14 protein-coding genes are annotated in these 16,500 nt (G+C 68.0%); 10 read left to right on the forward strand and 4 right to left on the reverse strand.

Features of this window, described 5'->3' with window-relative positions:
• Nucleotides 1–136: 136 nt before the first annotated feature.
• From ACZ6YG_RS10755 to ACZ6YG_RS10790, 8 genes are all read left to right on the forward strand, one after another.
• Nucleotides 137–1,000 carry a MurR/RpiR family transcriptional regulator gene (locus tag ACZ6YG_RS10755; protein ID WP_466017823.1) on the forward strand — a complete coding sequence of 288 codons (864 nt, stop codon included), beginning with the start codon at nucleotides 137–139 and terminating at the stop codon, nucleotides 998–1,000.
• A gap of 297 nt (nucleotides 1,001–1,297) precedes the next feature.
• Nucleotides 1,298–2,311: a sugar ABC transporter substrate-binding protein gene (locus ACZ6YG_RS10760; protein ID WP_466017824.1), complete on the forward strand. Its 1,014-nt coding sequence runs from the start codon at nucleotides 1,298–1,300 to the stop codon at nucleotides 2,309–2,311.
• 9 nt (nucleotides 2,312–2,320) lie between these two features.
• Nucleotides 2,321–3,874, forward strand: coding sequence for a sugar ABC transporter ATP-binding protein (locus tag ACZ6YG_RS10765; RefSeq protein WP_466017825.1), 1,554 nt, complete (start codon nucleotides 2,321–2,323; stop codon nucleotides 3,872–3,874).
• Nucleotides 3,871–4,944, forward strand: a complete 1,074-nt coding sequence (locus tag ACZ6YG_RS10770; RefSeq protein WP_466017826.1) for an ABC transporter permease — start codon at nucleotides 3,871–3,873, stop codon at nucleotides 4,942–4,944. The genes ACZ6YG_RS10765 and ACZ6YG_RS10770 overlap by 4 nt, the downstream gene beginning before the upstream one ends.
• On the forward strand, nucleotides 4,941–5,780 hold the full coding sequence (locus ACZ6YG_RS10775; protein WP_466017827.1) for an alpha/beta fold hydrolase: 840 nt from the start codon (nucleotides 4,941–4,943) through the stop codon (nucleotides 5,778–5,780). Before ACZ6YG_RS10770 ends, ACZ6YG_RS10775 begins: the two co-directional genes overlap by 4 nt.
• Nucleotides 5,781–5,821: 41 nt before the next feature.
• Nucleotides 5,822–6,727 carry an NAD(P)-dependent oxidoreductase gene (locus tag ACZ6YG_RS10780; protein WP_466017828.1) on the forward strand — a complete coding sequence of 302 codons (906 nt, stop codon included), beginning with the start codon at nucleotides 5,822–5,824 and terminating at the stop codon, nucleotides 6,725–6,727.
• A complete protein-coding gene (locus ACZ6YG_RS10785) occupies nucleotides 6,724–8,265 on the forward strand; it encodes an aldehyde dehydrogenase family protein (RefSeq protein ID WP_466017829.1) in 1,542 nt (513 codons plus the stop codon). The genes ACZ6YG_RS10780 and ACZ6YG_RS10785 overlap by 4 nt, the downstream gene beginning before the upstream one ends.
• Before the next feature lie 1,475 nt (nucleotides 8,266–9,740).
• Entirely contained in the window at nucleotides 9,741–10,199 is a 459-nt protein-coding gene (locus tag ACZ6YG_RS10790) for a class I SAM-dependent methyltransferase (protein ID WP_466018163.1), read from the forward strand.
• Nucleotides 10,200–10,868: 669 nt separating this feature from the next.
• Here the strand turns inward: ACZ6YG_RS10790 and ACZ6YG_RS10795 are convergent.
• The 4 genes from ACZ6YG_RS10795 to ACZ6YG_RS10810 all read right to left on the reverse strand — a co-directional run bounded on the left by ACZ6YG_RS10795 (nucleotide 10,869) and on the right by ACZ6YG_RS10810 (nucleotide 14,527).
• Complete coding sequence (locus ACZ6YG_RS10795; protein ID WP_466017830.1) at nucleotides 10,869–11,420, reverse strand: chorismate pyruvate-lyase family protein; 552 nt, start codon at nucleotides 11,418–11,420, stop codon at nucleotides 10,869–10,871.
• A 415-nt stretch (nucleotides 11,421–11,835) separates the two neighbouring features.
• Nucleotides 11,836–13,392 carry a YfjI family protein gene (locus tag ACZ6YG_RS10800; protein ID WP_466017831.1) on the reverse strand — a complete coding sequence of 519 codons (1,557 nt, stop codon included), beginning with the start codon at nucleotides 13,390–13,392 and terminating at the stop codon, nucleotides 11,836–11,838.
• On the reverse strand, nucleotides 13,389–14,258 hold the full coding sequence (locus ACZ6YG_RS10805) for a hypothetical protein (RefSeq protein WP_466017832.1): 870 nt from the start codon (nucleotides 14,256–14,258) through the stop codon (nucleotides 13,389–13,391). Before ACZ6YG_RS10805 ends, ACZ6YG_RS10800 begins: the two co-directional genes overlap by 4 nt.
• Before the next feature lie 14 nt (nucleotides 14,259–14,272).
• Nucleotides 14,273–14,527 carry a DNA-binding protein gene (locus ACZ6YG_RS10810; protein ID WP_466017833.1) on the reverse strand — a complete coding sequence of 85 codons (255 nt, stop codon included), beginning with the start codon at nucleotides 14,525–14,527 and terminating at the stop codon, nucleotides 14,273–14,275.
• Between the two features lie 186 nt (nucleotides 14,528–14,713).
• Between ACZ6YG_RS10810 and ACZ6YG_RS10815 the strand changes: the two genes are divergently transcribed.
• Complete coding sequence (locus ACZ6YG_RS10815; RefSeq protein WP_466017834.1) at nucleotides 14,714–15,748, forward strand: helix-turn-helix domain-containing protein; 1,035 nt, start codon at nucleotides 14,714–14,716, stop codon at nucleotides 15,746–15,748.
• A gap of 75 nt (nucleotides 15,749–15,823) precedes the next feature.
• Nucleotides 15,824–16,327: a M20/M25/M40 family metallo-hydrolase gene (locus tag ACZ6YG_RS10820; protein ID WP_466017835.1), complete on the forward strand. Its 504-nt coding sequence runs from the start codon at nucleotides 15,824–15,826 to the stop codon at nucleotides 16,325–16,327.
• Nucleotides 16,328–16,500 lie beyond the last annotated feature (173 nt).

A 16,500-nucleotide genomic window follows, 5' to 3' on the forward strand; every position in this document is an offset into this window, starting at 1 on the left:
GGCCATCACGCCGACGTGAAAATCATGCTCCGGCGGTGCGAGCTCCAGAATCCATCCGTTACAAAGCACCTCTTCTCAATCGACTCAGGTTGTGCAACTATCGTTCCAATCACCCCCTGTTGGAAGGATTGTTGCGATGCAAGATCGGGCGATCCCGGCCTGGCTCGGGGGCGGGGACTCACATCAGGGCATATCCCCGACCATGCAGCGCGTCGCTCGGGCCCTCGCCGCCAATCCACAACGATGCTCCTACGCGCCGGTTGCGGAGGTAGCCGAGTTGGCAGGCACCACGTCCAGCACCGTGGTGCGCTACGCGCAGGCACTGGGCTACCGAGGCTGGCCGGCGCTGCAACAGGAGTTGCGGGCACACTACCTGGCCAGCCTCAGCACCGACCAGACCAAAGCCGAGCACGCCGACGGCGGTGCGATGGGCCCGGTGTACGAGGCCGTGCGGCGCGACATAAGCAACCTCACGCTGGCGCTGGAACTGGTCGACCCCGAGGTAGTGAACGCGGCGACGCTCGCCATGGCGGAAGCCCGCAGCACCCTCGTCGTGGCTTCTGGCTCGTTCACCGCCCCGGCGCACGTGCTGACCCATCTGGCGAGCACCATGGGCCTGCCGTTCACGCTGGAGGGCCGCGGCGGAGTACACCTGGCCTCGGCGGCCGGGAGGCTCGGTCCAGAAGACTGCCTGGTCGCGATCAGCTTTTGGAAGCAGTTCCGCGAGATCGCCGTACTGACCGAGGCGGTGCGTGAAGCAGGCGTGCCGGTCGTGGTCATCACCGACGCCGCCAACACCCGGCTGGCTTCCGCGGCCACGTACCTGATCACGGTTCCCAGCGAGGGGGTGTCGTTCTTCCAGTCCGTCACTGCGGCCACCTCGGTGGTCTACGGGCTGCTTGCCGGGATCGAATCGCACGTCGCCGCTGACGCGCGGAACGCCCACCAGCGCACCCAGGCGCTGTGGAACGCGCTCGACGTGTTTGACCAGCGGAGGTGAGCATGCTCGGAGTGCGCAGCCTAGTCGTCCGCTCGCAGGGCTTATAGTCCGCCTGCGACGCGTTACCACTGACGCCGTTTCGTCGTCACCCGAATTCCACCCTTTCCGCGCCGAGCCCATACCGGCGCATGCCCAGTTGCCTTTGGCCGTCGCCACGCCTGCGGTGTCCCGCCGTCGGCGTCCGTGGTGAAGAGCCCTTTCCCGAGGCCGGCTGACTTCAGCCTGCGAAGCCGTGTACGCCGCCTCGCCCCCGAACTTGTTCCCAGGGCACCCCCTGACTCAGCTCAAGGAGATCTGATGACTGGCCAGTCTCGCCGTTCCTTCCTCCGCTACGCCACGACCGTCGCCGCCCTCGGCGCCGCCGCTCCGCTGTTGGCCGCCTGCGGCTCAGACCCCGAAAGCGCGTCGCCCTCCGCGGGCGGCGGCAAGAACGTGACCAAGGTCGGCTTCGACCACCCGTTCAACACGGTCCCACTCTGGTCAACGATCATGAAGTTCGCCGAGCAGTCCGCCAAGGCAGCCGGCGCCGAACTGCTGACCGCCGTCGACGACGCGCAGCTCGACAAGCAGCTCGCCAACCTGCAGGGCTGGATCGCGCAGAAGGTCCCCGCGTTCACCGTGCTGCCGATGGAGGTCACCAGCCTCGAACCGGTCGCCAAGTCCGCGCTGGACGCCGGACTGGTATGGGTCACCTACGCCGGTGAGATGCAGAACCAGAGCGGCTCGGTCCTGCTGAACAACAAGGAGTCGGGCTTGCAGCTCGGCCAGCAGGCCGGTCGGTGGGTCACCGAGAAGCACGGCGGCCGGGCCAACGTCGTCCTGCTGGAGTTCCGCGAGTCCGGCACGATCGGCATCGAGCGGTGCGACGGCATGATCGAGGGCCTCAAGCAGAGCGCACCCGACGCGGAGATCGTCGCGACCCAGGCCGCCAGCGACCCCGCGACCGGCCTGCAGGTGATGCAGTCCATCCTGAGCAGCCGCAAGGACATCAACGTGGTGCTCTGCTACAACGACGACGGCGCGACCGGCGCCTACCGAGCCTTCGTCAACGCGGGATTCGACAAGAACGACCCCAGCGTTTTCATCGGCGGGCAGGACGGCGCCAAGGAGGCGCTGGAACTCGTCCAGCAGGGCACGATGCTGCGCTGCAGCTCCGCGCTGCGGATCTCCGAGCTGGCCAAGGTCTGCGTGGAGCACCCGATCGCGCTCGCCGCCGGCACCGCGAGCTCGCCCATCGTGCAGATGGAGATCGAGGCGCTGACCGCCGGGGACACCGACAAGCTGGCCGCCTATCTGTCGGACCTGGCGTAGCGGGTCGTCATGAGTTTCGTCATCGACGGCGTACGGAAGAGCTACGGCGCCAACGAAGTGCTCAAAGGCGTGTCGTTGCGCTGCGAGCCCGGGCAGGTGCACGCCCTGCTGGGCGCCAACGGCGCGGGCAAGAGCACGCTGATCAAATGCCTCAGCGGAGCCCACGCGCCGGACTCTGGAACGATCCAGCTTGACGGCGAGGTGTGGACCGGCCTGACCCCTCAGCGGGCGGCCGAGGCCGGGATCGCGGTGATCTACCAGCACCTCAGCCTGGTCGCGTCCCTGTCGATCACCGACAACGTCTTCCTCGGCAGAGAGCTGCGCCGTGGCCCGCTGCTCGCCCGAGCCGAACAGCGGCGCCGTACCAGGCAGGCGCTGAGCGGCGTCCTCGGCCCGGACCACGGCCTGCGCGAGGACACGATCGTCGGCGATTTGCCGATCGCGAGCCAGCAGTTGGTCGAGATCGTCAAGGCCACCTCGCGCCCCGGCCTCCGCGTGCTCATCCTGGACGAGCCGACCGCCGCCCTGTCCGACCGCGAGGCCGGAAAACTCAAGGACGTCGTACGGCGCATCGCCGCGAGCGGGGTGCACGTCCTGTTCATCACGCACATCCTCGGCGACGTGTTCGACCTCTGCGACCGGATCACGGTGCTGCGCGATGGCGTGGTCGCGCTGGACGAGCCGGTCGGCTCGGTGCGGACCGAGCAGCTCACCGAGGCCATCACCGGCCGCCTTCCGGCTCCGCGCCGCGTCGCCGGGCCCGCGTCGTCGCAGCGGCGTGCCCCCATGCTGACCGTGTCCGGGCTGTCCGGCGAACGTTTCGACGACATCACCTTCACCAGCCACGAGGGTGAGGTGGTCGGAATCTTCGGTCTCGTCGGCTCGGGCCGTAGCGAGCTGCTGGAGACGCTGTACGGGGCCCGTCGTGCCGATGCGGGCACCGTACAGGTGGGCAGCCGCACGGTGCCGCGCCGGTCGAGCCCCAGAGCGGCGCTGCGCGCCGGGATCGCGCTGGTGCCCGGCGACCGGGCCCGGCAAGCTGTCTTCACCGACCTCGACGCGGCGGACAACGTCCTGCAACCGGCGTTCGGACAGCTCGGCCCGCCGCTGCTGAGGCATCGCGCGGCCGAGCGACGGCGCTTCGCCGCCGGAGCCGGCCAGGTGCGGCTGCATCCCGCCGACCCGGCGCTGCCGGCGCGGGCTTTCTCCGGCGGCAACCAGCAGAAGCTGGTGCTCAGCCGGTGGCTCGCCGCCTACCAGGGGGTACGCGTCCTGCTGCTGGACGAACCGACCCAGGGCATCGATGTCGGCGCCCGCGCCGACATCTACCAGACGCTGCGCTCGGAAGAGGTTCTCACCGGCCGCACGGTCGTGTTCACCACGTCGGATCCTGACGAGGTCGCGCTGCTGGCCGATCGGGTTCTGGTGCTGGTCCGGGGCCGCATCGTGGCGGAGCTCCCGGCTGAGCCGCTCGACCGTAACCGGATGCTGCACCTGTCTCATCTCGGCGTCCTCGACCCGGTGCCCGCCGCACCCCAGACGGAAGGAGTCTCCCGATCATGAGCCAGGTCAAGGCGCCGGACGTGAGTGCCGCCGGTCACGGAGAGCCGGGGTGGACCGCGCAGCGCGTCGGGGCACTTCTCGTCCGCAACAGCCTCGTCATCGGCATCGCCGTGTTGCTGATCGTGTTCACCTCCGCCGACTCCACCTTCCTGACCGTCGACGTACTCAAGAACATCGCCCTGCAGAGCACCGTGCTGGCCATCGTCGCGGTCACCAGCACGCTGCTGGTGATCTCTGGAGAGGTGGACCTGTCGGTCGGCTCGCTGGAGGCCGTCTCCGCGGTGACCGCCGGGTACCTCATGGCCGCCAGCGGCTGGGGCGCGCCCACCGCGGTGCTCGTCGGCCTGGCGGCCGGGGCCGCCGCAGGAGCGGTCAACGGCTTCCTGGTCACCGTGGTCGGCATCAACTCGATCGTGGTCACGCTCGGCATGGGCAACATCACCAGGGGACTGACCTACCTGATCACCACGGCGCCGGTGTTCGGCTTCACCGAGGGCTTCCTGCGCCTGGGCAACGGCACGTTCCTCGGCATAGCCATCCCGATCTGGATCGCCATACTGGTGTTCGCGCTCGGCGGGGCGTTCCTGGTGCTGACCCCCACCGGGCGGCACATCTACGCGGTCGGCATGAACCGCGAGGCCGCCTACCTCGCCGGACTCAATCTGCGGCGGATCCGGTTCGTGCTGTTCACCCTGAACGGCCTTGCGGCCGGCCTGGCCGGGGTCATCCTCGCCTCTCGTCTCAACAGCGCGCCTCCCGGCACCCTCGGCGTCGGCTTCGAGCTGCAGGTGCTCACCGCGGTACTGCTGGGCGGGGTCGCCTTCACCGGCGGAAGGGGACGGCTGTTCGGGGTACTGCTCGCCGTACTGTTCCTCAACATCCTTCAGGCCGGCCTCACGATGATGAACGTCGCGAACGCCTGGCAGCAGATCTCCCAGGGCGTCGCACTGATCGCGTCCGTCGGGCTCGACCTGCTCAACCACCGGCGCGGCCGCCGCGCACTGCTCCCATGGGCCCGGCTACGCCTGGCAAGAAACACCACGTCCGGCGATCAGGAGGTATCACGATGAGCACCACCATTCCGACCTCGGTCGGTGACACGTACGTGGCCGAGGCCGGATCCGGCCGGCCGATCCTCGTGCTGCACGGCGGCCTGGGACTCGACCACGGCTACCTGCGCCCGGCCTTCGACACGCTGGCCGACCGCCACCGGGTGATCTACCTCGACTTCGTCGGCAACGGCAGGTCCGACCGCACCCTGGACTACGCGGCGATCCACGACAACACCGTCTGGGTCCGGCAGGTGGACGAGGTCATCGAGGCGATGGACCTGGACAACCCGGTCATCGTCGGCCACTCCTACGGCGGCTACGTGGCGCTGGAGTACGCGCTGACCCCGTCGGGCGCCGGCCGGCCGATGATCCTCGTCTCGACCGCGCCCAAGCTCGACCACAGCGACGTGATCGCCGAGAACGCGGCGCGGCGCGGCACCCCCGAACAGGTGGACGCGGTGCGGGTGCGGCTGGCCCGGCCGCAGGCCGACGACGAGGAGTGGGCCGACCTGTGGCGCACCCTGCTGCCGCTGTACTTCCACGCGCCCACCCCCGAACTGGTCGCCCGCGCGTCGGAGGGCACCCACTTCAGCGCGCAGGCGTTCAACACGGCACACCTGCGGGCGCTGAGCGCCTACGACGTCAGCGGACGGCTCGGCGAGATCACCGGCGACACGCTCGTCGTCTCCGGCGACGACGACTGGATCCTTCCGCTGGAACTCTGCTCGCAGCGGCTCGCCGCCGGCATCCCGGGCGCGGCGCTCGCGGTCCTGCCCGAGTGCGGCCACTTCCCCTTCATCGAGCGCCCCGAACCGTTCCTCACGGTCGTACGCGACTGGCTCGAACGGCACTGAGCCGGTCCGTAAGACGAACTGATATCCCGGAAAGGACAGGAATGAGCGAGACCACACCAGAGTCGGTGGCCGTGATCGGCCTAGGCGCGATGGGAGGTGCGATGGCGGCGATGCTCGTCCGGCGCGGCTGGTCGGTGCTGGGCCACGACCCGTCGGAGGAGTCTCTGGCCCGGGCGCGCGACGCCGGTGTCACCACGGTCACCGCCATCGCGGACCTGGCCGGAACGCAACAGGTCCTGCTCTCCCTCCCCGGCGCTGAGCAGGTGAGCGTCGTCGTCCCCGAACTCCTGGTACTGGACTCGGTACGGCTGATCGTCGACACGTCCACCTCCAGCCCGCGAACCAGCGTCGGCCTGGCCGCGGACGCCGCGGCACACGACGTCGTGTTCGTGGACGCGCCGGTGTCCGGCGGTCCGTCCGGTGCCGCCGCGGGAACCCTCGCCGCGTTCGTCGGCGCCGCGCCGCAAACCGTCTCCACGGCGGCTCCACTGCTCGACGCGATCACCGCCGGTGGATGGCGACACATGGGAGGCCCCGGCTCGGGCAACGTCACCAAACTGCTCAACAACGCTCTGTGCGCCGGGGCCATCGCGCTGTGCGCGGAGGCCGTCGACATCGCCGCCGCCTACGACATGGATGCCGACAAGGTCGTCGCCGCGCTGAACAGCGGCTCGGGACGCAACGCGGCGACCGACGTCAACTTCCCGCGCTGGGTGCTGCCGGGCACCTACGACTCCGGCTTCCCGGTCAGGCTCATGGCCAGGGACGTCAACCTGGCGGTCGACCTGGCCGCGAGCACCGGCACCGCCATGACCGTCATCGACGCCACCCGCCGCGCCTGGCAGGAGGCCGCGCGGCAGTTGTCGCCGGACGCCGACTTCAACCGAGTGGCCCAAGTGATCGCCGCCTCGTCCGGGGTGCTGACTCAGACCGGGAGGAATCAGTGACCGACTCGCGATCGCTCGGACTCAGCGCGACCGCCGCCACCGCCGCCACCATCCTCAGCGAAGCCCTGCCCGAGGGACTGGGCGGGTACGCGGCCGGTCAGCACCTCGCCGGGCGCGGCGCGGCCGTCGAAGCACGCTACCCGGCCACCGGGGAACTGCTGACCACCTGGCGAGACATCGGCGCCGAGGGCACGGCCGCCGCGATCGATGCCGCCGCTGCGGCGCTGCGGCCCTGGCAGGAAGCAGGCCCGTTCGGCCGCGCGGAGGCGCTGCGCCGTCTGGCCGCGCTGATCCGGGAGTCGGCCGAACAACTGGCGAGGCTGGATTCGGCGACGGCCGGCAAGCCGTTGCGCGACAGCCGCGTGGAGGCTCTGCGGGCCGCCGACTTCTTCGACTACTACGCCGGCTGGGCCGACAAGATCACCGGCCAGACGCTGCCCGTCCCCGGACCGTGGCTGACCTACACCCGCCGTGTGCCGTACGGCGTGGTCGGGCTGCTGACCCCGTGGAACGCTCCGCTGTTCACCGCCGCGTGGAACTCCGCAGCGGCCCTGGCCTGCGGCAACACCGTGGTGCTGAAGCCGAGCGAGTTCACACCGGCCACCACGATCGTGCTGGCCCGGCTGGCTGAGCAGGCCGGCCTGCCGCCGGGAGCGCTGAGTGTCGCAAGCGGGCTGGGGGAGACGGTCGGGCAGGCGCTGGTGGCCGATCCCCGGGTGCGCAAGGTGGCGTTCATCGGCTCGGTGGCCACCGGCCGTACCGTCGCCACGACAGCGGCCTCCAGAGGCGTCCCGGCGCTGCTGGAACTGGGAGGTAAGAGCGCGAACATCGTCTTCGGCGACGCCGACGTCGACGCCGCGTCCGACGGCGTGCTCGCGGCGATCTTCGCCGGTGCCGGCCAGTCCTGCGTGGCGGGTTCCCGGCTGCTGGTGCACGCTGACCTGCACGAGGAGTTCGTCGCCGAAGTCGTTCGCAAGGCCGCCCTGCTGAGGGTCGGCGACCCGCTGGATCCGGAGGTCGAGATCGGCCCCGTCGGGAACGCCCGGCAGTACGAGCACGTGTGCGGGCTGGTCGAGCAGGCGGTCGGCGAAGGCGCCACGCGGGTCAGCAGGCACGGCGAACGGGACGGGCTGCGCGAGGGAGGCTACTGGGTCGAGCCGACCGTGCTCGACCACGTGACCACCGATCACACGGTTTCCCGGACTGAAGTCTTCGGTCCGGTGCTGGCGGTGAGCACGTTCGTCGATGAGGCCGACGCGGTCAGGCAGGCTAACGACACCGAGTTCGGACTGGCTGGAGCGGTCTGGACGCGGTCGGTCGAGCAGGCGCACCGGATCGCCGACGAGGTCCGGGCCGGCACGTTCTGGATCAACTCCTACAAGACGATCCATGTGGCGGCACCGTTCGGTGGGTTCGGGGATTCGGGCTGGGGCCGTTCATCCGGCCCTGATGTGCTGGGCGAGTACACCCAGGCGAAGGCGGTCTGGGTGCCGACCGCTCCCTACCCTGCACCCTTTCCGTCTTTGCGGGATTCGTGACGGCTACGAGAGTGTGCACCCTGGTCAGGGTGTGAGGCGTCATGCGCGCCTCGAGATTTGACCAGACCGGCGGTTGACGGCTGCTGCCCCGGCGGAAGCGTCTCACCTGCGTGGGGTGAGACGCTTTTGCCGTCGGACCCGGCCTTGTCGGCTGTCTGCCGGTCGCGCAGTTCGATTACCTCGCGAACGGTCAGAAGATTACGTCCTGAAGGATGGCTGGAAGTTGCTGCCGTTCGATGAGTTGTAGGCATCGGCGGCAGTTCACCGGCGCGGTCGAGGTGCGCAGTCGTCGCGGGGTCCCAGCCTGCGATCGCCGTGTGACAGGCCGGTGCGGGGAGCTCTACGTCGTATCGGTCGACGCTGGTGCCCGCCAGATGGATGGTGTGTGAATTGTCCACTCGTAAGGCGCTGGTCTCCATACAGGCGATTCTACCAAGGTGATGTTCGCTTCAGGTGTTATTCGAGAACGCTCCGGTCCCGTATCTCGTTCCTCTTCGCTCGTTACCTGAAGCTGAGGACAGAACTGACAGTACGTCGGAAGTCTGCGCTGATCTGGGGCGTTGGCGTCTGACGTAACAGCGACAGAAATACGACGAATCTGCTCGGTGAATGACAGAACCCGATTCCCGCCTTTAGCTCTGGGTGAAGACGAGCGAGGGGAGAGGTTCTGTCATTGTTATGAGATCTGTCACCGTTCTGTCTTGCCTTTTGTTCCAGCCGTTTCCGCAGGCCATCACCGCCGTAGCGGTTTTGTCATGGATTTACGAAGAGGAGAGGGCCGCCGGCGTACCGAGGGAAAGGTCCGCGCCGGCCTCGCGAACCGGGGGGGAGGGCTCGGGAAGGGCGCGGATGGAGGCGTGGGAATCCAGGAGGTGACAGCACGGCGGTGACGGTCGAGGCATCCTTGAATTCCGTCTACATCCTGCGGTGGAGATCGCGCCAGCTGCATTGCCCAGCGGTCCTGACGGTCACGTTCTCGGTCTCAGACGGCCGGCCCTGCGGCCAGAGCGCGCTCACCAGGCCTGCGCCGAGAACTTGTCAATCGGATTCTCATCGTCAACGCTCGCCACTTACAAGGCGTGTTGGCGATCTACGAGACCCACTTCAATGAGCATCGCCCACATCGCTCCCCACGCGTTCCCGGCCCTTCGCTCCGCGCGGGTATAGAGCGGCTGGTTCCCCGACGAGCACTGATGGCGGCGGGCTAGCGTAACGCTGCTCCTGTCCCTCGCGCACCGAGGTGCCCGCCATGCCCGCCGAGCCCAGCGAACACGACCGGCCCGCCGTCACCGATCGCGTCGCCTACTGGGACCGCTACGCCACCGGCATCCGCAAGACCGACGCGCCGCAGACCCCGCTGAAGAACGCGTTCGGCTGGACCCGAAGGCCACGGCCCCGGCGACGAACTGGCCGGCGACCCGGCCACGGCGCTGGAGCTCGGCTCCATCCGCGGCCACGCGGTCGCCGCGCTGGCCATCAAGGGCATCGATGCGACCGGCGTGGACCTGTCGCCCGTGCAGATCGAGGGCGCTTGCGAGCAGTGGGGGCACCTGCCGAATGCGCACTTCGTGCACGCGGATGCGATCGCCTTCCTCAGCGGCAGCGAGCGCGGCTGGGAGGCGATCCACTCTATCTTCGGCGCGCTGTGGTTCACCGACCCTGACCAGTGGATGCCGCTCGTGCGTGCGCGCCTGGCTCCTGGCGGCAAGCTGGTGTTCTCATGTGCGCCCGTTGTGCCGGGCACCGCCGGCGTCCAGGGCATGTACGGGGCGGGCTTCACCGGCCGGCAGGTGTGGATCTACCGATGGACGTACGAGCCGGAGGTGTGGGTGCGGATGCTGACCGGGGCGGGGTTTCGTGAGGCGCACGCGAGGGTGGAGCTCGCCTCGAACCCGGAGAACGTGGGGACGCTGATCGTGGAAGGCCGCCCGTAGCCGTGGCGGTCTTCACGCCAAGACGAGTGCCCATGCCCTCTTGACCATCGTGGCCGGCCCTGCACCTCGCAGGCACCGGCTGCGATGCGCACGAGCGCCCACCGCCACCTGGAGCATCCAGACAACCGAGGTCCGCGCCCGAGCCGCGACCAGGAAACAGCCGGGCAGCGTGGATGAGGCTAGCGGCTTGCGGGAGTTCGCCGGGCAACTCCCCGGGTCGGGGCAGATACGCGACGGCCAGGCCGACGATCACATCGTCGACGGGCAGCCGCCCGTCGACCTTGGCCTGGTGCAGGGCCGAGGTGCGGGCGGCCCAGCGGGACTCGTCCCGGTACAGGCCGGAACATCGTCACCGGGTGGGCGACGGGCGAGCTCATAGGCGCCGCCGCAGCGGGTCAGTGGCGTGCGGCCACCTGCCTCAGCCAGCGGCGGGTCCGGCCGCGCCAGGCGACGCCGGTTGGAGCGACACGGCCGGGGACAATGGCCGTCCTGATGGCCTCCGAGCCCTGGCAACAGCCCTGAACGTTCCTAGCTGGCTGATCGCCCGCTCGACGGCGTTCCTGCCCTTGTAGCGTTCAGCGTCGCAACGAAGGAACCGTCTTCCGGCCAAGCCGCGCCTATGTGGCGGCGACAGCGTCCGACGTTCACCGCAGCCGTGCAAGGCGATCGTCATAGTTTCGGACCGGATGCAGCAGGCGGCGGTGAGATCACATCGGGGTGGAAGACCTCCTCGACATGGCAGAGGGGCTGGCCGCTGGTGATGATCAAATACGAGCGCCAGGCACTGGCCCGGGTCGTCTTGAAAGGATCGAGACATCCCCATGACCACGGCCGCACACCCCGTTGAAGGATCTCCCGGCGTTGCTCGATCTCACCGAGCAGGTAGCCGAGCGGAATGTCGGTGCCGAGGTCGAGATCGGCCACTAGGGGATGGCCGATATCGAGGACGACCTTGTTGGCCGAGATCACCGCCTCTCTTGCGTCGGTGATCAGTTGGGAGCGGCGCACCAACGCGATGTCGTCGACGGCGAAACCCATGCGTAGGCAGCACTCCCGAGATAACGCAGTGACCGCGGGTCGCCGGGCCTGCGAAATAACCCGAGCCTTGCGCGGCTGGTCGAGTAGGGCGGCCAGGAAACGCGTGGTAGAGCCGTCTAGATTGCCCAAGACGTCGGCGACCTTGGTGGGGTCACCGCTTAAGGAGAGAGGTAAGGAGGTCATCGCGGTCCTCAATCCGTGAGAGGCGGTAGTGCCGGTGCCGTACGTGGAACCCGGTGGGTGAAGGGGCCCTTCTGGGGCGTCTTAAGTCGAAGCTGAGGGTGGCAACCAGATGCTAAGGACGATTCGAACTCAACTCTTGATAATTTCCACATCTTGTCACTAAAGACTTTGAGGCGATGACAGAAGTGACAGAAACCGCCCACCTGCTGTGACCAGGCTCGTCGGCACTTAGCTGTGTAATGACGCAACGCTGACGAATGGTCTGGGTGAATGACAGAATCGCACTCGTGCATGAGCTTGAAGGCGTATACGACGCGCTGGAAGACGTTCTGTCGCTGCCGGTGATTTCGTCACCGTTCTGTCGGACCATTTGTCTCGCCTGTTTCCATAGGTCGTTTGGGTTGTGGCCGTTCTGTCACGGCTGGGCGAAGAGCGCGGGATGGACGACGTACTTCGGGGAAGGTCTGCGCCCACCTCGCGACCCGCGAGCCGCTTCCGGAAGGGCCCGGATGTAGCCGTGCGCGTCCAGCAGCGACAGCACGGCGGTGACAGTCGAGGCGTCCTTGAGCTTCGTCTGCATGCCGCGGTGCAGATCGCGCCGGCTGAACTGCCGGGCCGTCCTGACGTTCTCGTTCTTGGTCATCCAAGCCACGGCATCCCGGGCGAGTTCGGTGTGCCGATCTTCCGCCATCGCGCCGAAACAGGCCGCGGCGTGGGCGATGTAATAGCGGGCGATCTCGATGGCCTGCCGCATGATCTCTTCGACAATGGGCTTACGGAAGCCGTCATGGAGATGCTCGGCCAGGTGCAGCAGGCCCGCGATGCGGACGGCGGCGCCGACGAGCTTGCCCGCCCAGTCGCGCAGGTTGTCGAGCTCGCCGACGCCTGCCCGGAGCTTGGGCTCGATCTCGTCCTGGAACTCGGTGACGAGCTTGGCGGCAGCTGGGGACAAGTCGAGGATCTGGGGCCGCTCCCATTCGGCCAGACTGATGACCAGGTGCGTCATATTTCGCTCGTAGGCGTGCCGTACCTGCTCGGGTACGAGGTCGGGTTCGGTCTTGCGGTAGCCGACGGTGTCCTTCGGCAGCGAGTACAGGAAACGAGCCAGCAGGCCCTGGCCGCGCAGGCGGGGCTTTTGGGCGATGAAGGTGAGCACGGCGGGCTGGATGCACACGGCGATGGTCAGAGCGGGGGAGCGCACGTACTCGGCCCGGCCGCGGCGGTTGACCTTGAGCACGTCGCCGGCGTGGGCTTCGAGGAACGGGCTCAGGGCGGGCACGCCGTTGCTGTAACGGCCGCACACGATGTCGAACAGGTCGCCTTCGGCCGACAGGATGGCTAGGCGGCCGCCCTGTTCGGACATGATCGTGGAGCACTCCTCGGGGGTGACGTTCTTGGCGATCAGCTGGACCTCGGGAGGGACTACGGCCTCTTCGAGGGCGAGGGCGGTGGATTCGGCCTCGGCCAGGTCGCTGGCCGAGCCGCTGCGCACGGCCTTGGTTCTGGCTTGCTTGTCGGCCTGTTCCAGTTGCAACCGGAGCAGCTCGGTCTGCCGTGCTTCGGCCCGGCCGGCGGTGACGAGTTGCTGCTCGGCCCGGTAGAGCGGCGCGGTCATGGCCCGGAAGACGGCCGACTTGCGGGTGGCGGGCGGAGCGACCGCGGTGAGGAAGAGGTTGAGCGGCTCGTGCCAGCCGCCGCGTACCCGGACCACGGCTTTGCCGCTGGCCGCGGTGGACAGGCCACCCAGGGCGAAGGTCGCGGCGATGTCGGGGGCGGTCTGGGTCTCTTCGGCCACTGCCTTGACGATCTCTTCCAGCCACGACGGCAGGCAGTCGAGAGGGAACGCGGGAGGTACGAGCCGTGAGCCGAGAGGGATGATCTCATCCCAGAGCTCCTGGTCCGGGTGGTCGCTTGGTGGCTTGCCTGGTTTCGTGATGTCCGGGGCCCAGTTCGGCCCACTTCCGGCGGTCACCCGCCGATTCCCTGGAGAGTGCAGGGCTTGGGTGCCCAGACCTCGATGAAGTCGCCGATTGTGCCACCGGCGGAGAGGTGGTCGGAGGTGTCCTTGCCGTGCCGGGCCTGCAGCACGTAGATGGAGCGGGCCACGGGCATGAGGTTTTCCACGACCGTGAGGGCGTGGTCACGCCCGGCCTGGTCGCGGTCGGCGACGATGGAGACATCGGCGCCGTGGAAGTAGCGTGTGAAGTCCGGTTGCCATCTCCCGGCTCCCATGGCGTTGCAGGTCGCGGTGATACCCGGATGCGCGCGGAGGGCTTCGACGTCCTTCTCGCCTTCCGTGATCATCACGACCCGGGCTTGGTGGACGGCGGTGATGACGTCGGGCAGGCGGTAGGGCACCAGGCGCACGGCCATGCTGCCGTCCTCGCCGTACAGGCCCCAGCGCCGGCCAGAGCGCTTGGCCGGGTCGGGTCGCCACTGGCGGAAACCCTGACAGCCGTTCCCTTTCCGGCTGCACCGTGCGACGCCGTACAGGACGGTGCCCTGTTCGTCCCGGTAGAGGTACTCGGCCACCCGGTCGTGACCACAGGGCATCCAGCGATCGCCAGAGCGCCTGGGGGAGTGTGGGTTTCGTAAGTGCTCGGGCCATAGAGCGGACATGGGCAGATCGAGCGACTGCATGACGTCTTGGACGGAGCATTTCGGTCCGCCGTGGCAGGTGATCATGACGATGCCGTCGCTCGTGACGCCGACGGATAACGACGGCTGCCGATCGTCATGGGCGGGACAGACCGAGCTCTTCTGAGTGCGTGAGCCGCGAGGGGCGTAGCCGGTCTTTTCGTAGAGGGCCTGCAGGATGTGCGTGAACGGAGTGGTCATCGGGTGACCTCGGTTCAGGAGGCGAGGTCGGTGGCCTGGGCTGGCGATGCGGGTGTGAGTGCGGGGTCGTCGATGTCGAGGCAGCGAAGGAGGGCGGCGCGGCCGACCCGGTAGGTGTGGCCGACCCGGAGGACGGGACAGGGAAACTCGCCCTTGCGGGCGAGTTCGTGCGCTTTGGTCCGGCCGATGCCGAACGCTCGTGCGGCGGTCACGATGTCGACGGTGACGGGCAGAGCAAGCAGTTCCGCGGTAGTCAATGCCTCGGCCATGAGGACGCGCCTTTCTGATGAGTGATCCGCCCGGGCCGTGTCGGACAGCGCCGAGCGGTTCATCGCGAATGGGATGGGTTGACGCTCGCGATCAGGATGGCATGATCGATGGTGGCCCATCAACCCGATCGTTGGTAATCTTCCATCTCTTCAGGATGAAACTCGGATGGTGTCAAGGAGTGACGCGTGTCGGCAGCCGAGAAACGAAGTGATCCAGACAAGACCAATCAGTCGGGAGCACGCAGCCTCAGCGAGGAGAACGTCGCCCTTCGCATTGCCTGGGAGATGCGCCGCCGCGGCTGGTCACAGGAACGCATGGCCCAGGAGCTCACCAACGCCGGCTGCCCCACCCACCAGTCCGCCATCTCCAAGATCGTCAACCCCAAGCCTGACGGCAGCCGCCGTGCGATCAGCGTGGACGAGGCCATCGCGCTGGCCCGCGTGTTCGGCATCGCCCTGGAAGAACTCCCGCTCCCCATGGACGACGCCGAAGGCCGGGATCTGCACGACCTGAGCCGCACGGTCACCCACGAAGGCCGCAACGCCACCGAACAGTACGCACACTTCCTCCTGGCCTGGGCCCGCCTGCGCCACCGCCTCACCCAAGAGAAGAACCGAACCGCCTACGAAGGCTTCCTGGCACAGCGAAAAGTCGACCCGGACACGGCCGAGCAAGCGATCGCCTTCTGGCTGGACAGCGACTCCTGGCACGAGGCGACCGCCGGATACGACAAGCTGCACCGGATCCTGCAAGCCATGGGCGACGGACGCGACCTGACCCCACCCGCACAAGAATCCCGCCGGCGCCACAGCATCGTGGCCGACCTTCTCCGCCTGCGCGACCTATTCGCCACCAAGATCCCCAGCACGCCGGTACGGGTGGTGCCGGACCTCATCCACCACGCCACCGAGGAACTGGTGTGCACCGGCATGCAGGAAGCCGCCATCCCGGTCATCGACGCCTACGCCCGAGGCGCCGCCCACCCCACCGACGCCGTAGTTGAGGAGATCGACCGCAGACTCCGGCGGATCAGCGAGCGGGAACCGGAGGACCGTCTGGACTACCTGGAGGCCCTGGCAGCACGGATAGCCCTGCACTGGCCAGGCCGCGAACCCCGGCAGCCTCCCGAGGAGCTAGCCGCTGAACTGGGAGTAAGCCTCGAGGACTACCAGGACGCGAGAAGGGTCGCACGCCTGCATCGCGAGATCGGGTCGAGGTGAGGCACTGACCAGCAGCGCGGCGGCCGACCCTCTGCTGCTGCGATCGTCCGCAGCGCAGGTGTCACCCGGTCGCTCATGCTCAACGGCCACCTGGACACGGTGAGCCTGGCCGGCTACGACGGCGACCCGCCGCTGATCCGCAACGGCAAGATGTACGAGCGCGGAACCTTCGACAGGAAGGGCACCCTCGCAGCCATAATGGTCGCTGCCCGGGCCATGGCCCGCGGCCTGCTGCTCGGCGACGTCATCCTCGCCTACGTCGACGACAAGGAGTACGGCAGCTCCGGCCCCAAGGAGGTGCCAGAGACCTTCACCGCCGAGGCGGCGATCGTCACCAAGCCGAGCCACCTCGAAGTCACCCTCGCCCACGAGGTTCAGAGGCTGAATCAGACCCTGGTGGGAGCGCTCATCTACATGATCACTGTTCAACTGCGCATGTTCTACGGCGATGTAGGAGTCCACGGTGGCAGGGAGAGCGAGCAGTTCCTCGATAGTGAGCGCCTGCGACATGAGGAGTGCCCTTTCTGCCGGGAGCGGGTGGGCTGGCCTTCAGGGGATCACATGCAACGGCCGCTCTAGACGTTCATCCCAAAAGTTGGTAATATTCCATCCTTCAAGGATTAATAGAAGTCGGCGGGCATCATAAGATCGCGCCTGCCAGGGGCCGCGTATCGGTATCCGCGCCTCCAGGCGAGCGCTCCCACGCTTCTGTCTTGAGGGAGGAGGGCGTGGCGCCCTGTGCCTCGCTCGGG

Source organism: Nonomuraea sp. NPDC054003 (assembly GCF_055585125.1).

What these genes read in the sequence shown, in the direction of transcription:
- ACZ6YG_RS10755 (WP_466017823.1), top strand. Translation starts at nt 137, where the DNA reads ATGCAAGATCGGGCGATCCCGGCCTGGCTCGGGGGCGGGGACTCACAT.
- ACZ6YG_RS10760 (WP_466017824.1), top strand. Translation starts at nt 1,298, where the DNA reads ATGACTGGCCAGTCTCGCCGTTCCTTCCTCCGCTACGCCACGACCGTC.
- ACZ6YG_RS10765 (WP_466017825.1), top strand. Translation starts at nt 2,321, where the DNA reads ATGAGTTTCGTCATCGACGGCGTACGGAAGAGCTACGGCGCCAACGAA.
- ACZ6YG_RS10770 (WP_466017826.1), top strand. Translation starts at nt 3,871, where the DNA reads ATGAGCCAGGTCAAGGCGCCGGACGTGAGTGCCGCCGGTCACGGAGAG.
- ACZ6YG_RS10775 (WP_466017827.1), top strand. Translation starts at nt 4,941, where the DNA reads ATGAGCACCACCATTCCGACCTCGGTCGGTGACACGTACGTGGCCGAG.
- ACZ6YG_RS10780 (WP_466017828.1), top strand. Translation starts at nt 5,822, where the DNA reads ATGAGCGAGACCACACCAGAGTCGGTGGCCGTGATCGGCCTAGGCGCG.
- ACZ6YG_RS10795 (WP_466017830.1), bottom strand. Translation starts at nt 11,420, where the DNA reads ATGACCTCCTTACCTCTCTCCTTAAGCGGTGACCCCACCAAGGTCGCC.
- ACZ6YG_RS10805 (WP_466017832.1), bottom strand. Translation starts at nt 14,258, where the DNA reads ATGACCACTCCGTTCACGCACATCCTGCAGGCCCTCTACGAAAAGACC.
- ACZ6YG_RS10810 (WP_466017833.1), bottom strand. Translation starts at nt 14,527, where the DNA reads ATGGCCGAGGCATTGACTACCGCGGAACTGCTTGCTCTGCCCGTCACC.
- ACZ6YG_RS10820 (WP_466017835.1), top strand. Translation starts at nt 15,824, where the DNA reads ATGCTCAACGGCCACCTGGACACGGTGAGCCTGGCCGGCTACGACGGC.